Annotated in this window: 1 protein-coding gene; it reads left to right on the forward strand. The window is 50.6% G+C overall.

The genetic code is table 11. The annotated features are described in order from the left end of the window. Positions 1–2,039 (forward strand): peptidase (locus tag VIM72_RS08520; protein WP_332002414.1); only part of this gene is annotated, 2,039 nt, incomplete at its 5' end. Positions 2,040–2,274: the final 235 nt, after the last annotated feature.

The following is a 2,274-nucleotide window of genomic DNA, read 5'->3' on the forward strand; positions in this document are numbered from 1 at the left end:
TCTTTGATCCGCTCATGATCACCGGTATCGATGCATTAGGCGCCGCCATGTATAACCGCCTCAACGCGGAAGATAAGCCCGGCTACACCCGCCTTAACGGTTCCAGCTTTTCTACCTGGTATAATGGCGGCTTACGCACTACCACGCAGTATCATAATATGATAGGGCTGCTCACGGAAATTATCGGCAATCCTACACCGGAAAAGATTCCCGTAGTGCCGCAACGCCTTATTCCCAACGGCGCCACACCTAACCCGGTAACGCCGCAAAACGACTGGCGCTTTAAGCGCTCTATTGAATATTCGGTGTCGCTGAACTATGCGGTGCTCGACTATGCAGCCAGACAACGTGATGAAGTGCTGTTCAATATCTATAAAATGGGCCGTAACGCCATTGAAAAAGGCAACCAGGATTCATGGACCTTATCACCTAAACGTTCGGAAGCCATTACCGCTGCTTTCAGGAAAGACAACCCGGATTCCACCGATAAAAGCGATGGCAGCGATCCATACGGCTGGATGCGCAGGGGCAACAATATCCCCATGAAGTATTATGATGCCGTGTTTAAAGACCCGGCAGGCAGGGATCCACGGGGTTATATCCTCCCGGCAGATCAACCCGATTTCCCCACTGCGGTAAAGTTCATCAATGCGCTTATCAAGGCAGGCATACAGGTACAGAAAGCGGAGTCGCCGTTTACCGTAGCAGGCAAACAATACCCTGCCGGTTCCTACATCGTGAAAACCAACCAGGCTTTCCGCCCGCATGTACTCGATATGTTTGAGCCACAGGACCATCCCAACGATTTCCAGTATCCCGGTGGTCCTCCTATCCGGCCCTATGATGCCGCCGGATGGACGCTGGCCTTCCAGATGGGCGTGCAATTCGACAGGATACTTGACGGTTTCGACGGTCCTTTCACAAAGCTGCCGTATGGTGCATTGCAAACGCCTCCCAAAGCAACGCTGCCAACAGCTGGGGGTTACCTGTTAAGCGCAAGGCAAATCAACGCGTTCATCGCAGTGAATGACCTGATGAAAGCAGGCGTAAAGGTATACCGGCTCACCAAAGCAGTAGCCGGCAACGATAACGCCATACCGGGTACATTTTATGTGCCTGCAGATGGTAAAGCAAAAGAAATATTGCAGCAATCTGCCAGTGCACTGGGGCTGAAAACCACCGGTATTGGCAAACGCCCGGCAGGCGCCGTGAGCATGGCGCCTATGCGTATTGCATTATGGGATACCTACGGAGGCTCCATGCCCTCCGGGTGGATGCGATGGATCATGGAGCAATACCACTTCCCTTTTGAGGTGATATACCCCCAGGATATTGATACCGGTCATCTCCGCAATAAATACGATGCTATTATATTTGCTACCCGCGCTATTCCGCCATTGTCGGGCGCAGAGCCCAACAGGTATGGTTATGCGCCTAAAGAACCTGTTCCCGCAGAGATCCCGGAACAATACCGGCGCTTATTGGGTAAAATCACCAAAGAAAAATCTATCCCGCAGATAAAAACCTTCCTGGAAGAAGGAGGGACAGTGATCACTATAGGCAGTAGCACCAACCTGGCCTATCATCTTGGGCTGCCGGTGCATAATGCGTTGGTGGAAACGGATAAAGCCGGTAAAGAAAAACCCCTGCCAGGTACGAAGTATTTTGTGCCGGGAAGTATCCTGCAGGTATCTTTCGATAGTACGCATCCCGCGGCCTGGGGGCTTCCCTCTGTTGGTGATGTGAACTTCGACAACAGCCCGGTGTTCCGCCTGGATGCAGCAGCGGCAGATAAAGGTATCCGGCCCATTGCCTGGTTTTCTTCCGCCGCGCCGCTGCACAGCGGCTGGGCATGGGGACAGGCATACCTGAAAGATGGGGTAGCCGCATTTTCAGCACCGGTGGGCGCCGGCATGCTCTATGCCTTTGGCCCGGAAATCACTTTCCGCGCACAGTCGCTCGGTACTTTCAAGTTATTATTCAACGACTTGTACGGGATGGATGTAAAAGAAGCAAAACTGGAGAGGAAGAAAGGGTAAGAGATACCACTTTACAATATACAACAACGGCCAGGCATATTGCCTGGCCGTTGTTGTTACGAAAACCCTTGTTAGGAGGGTGTTTGTACTTTTTGGTATAAATTTTGTTTTTGGGAAGATACTTACAACGCCATTTAATCTGTCACTATCTATTGTCAACTTTTATCAACTCAAATTCAATTTTAACCGAAAACTGTTATTTCAATTCAATCTCTGAATCATGAAAAACCAATTC

The sequence above is a fragment of the Chitinophaga sp. genome (assembly GCF_036569185.1).
Classification (GTDB): domain Bacteria; phylum Bacteroidota; class Bacteroidia; order Chitinophagales; family Chitinophagaceae; genus Chitinophaga.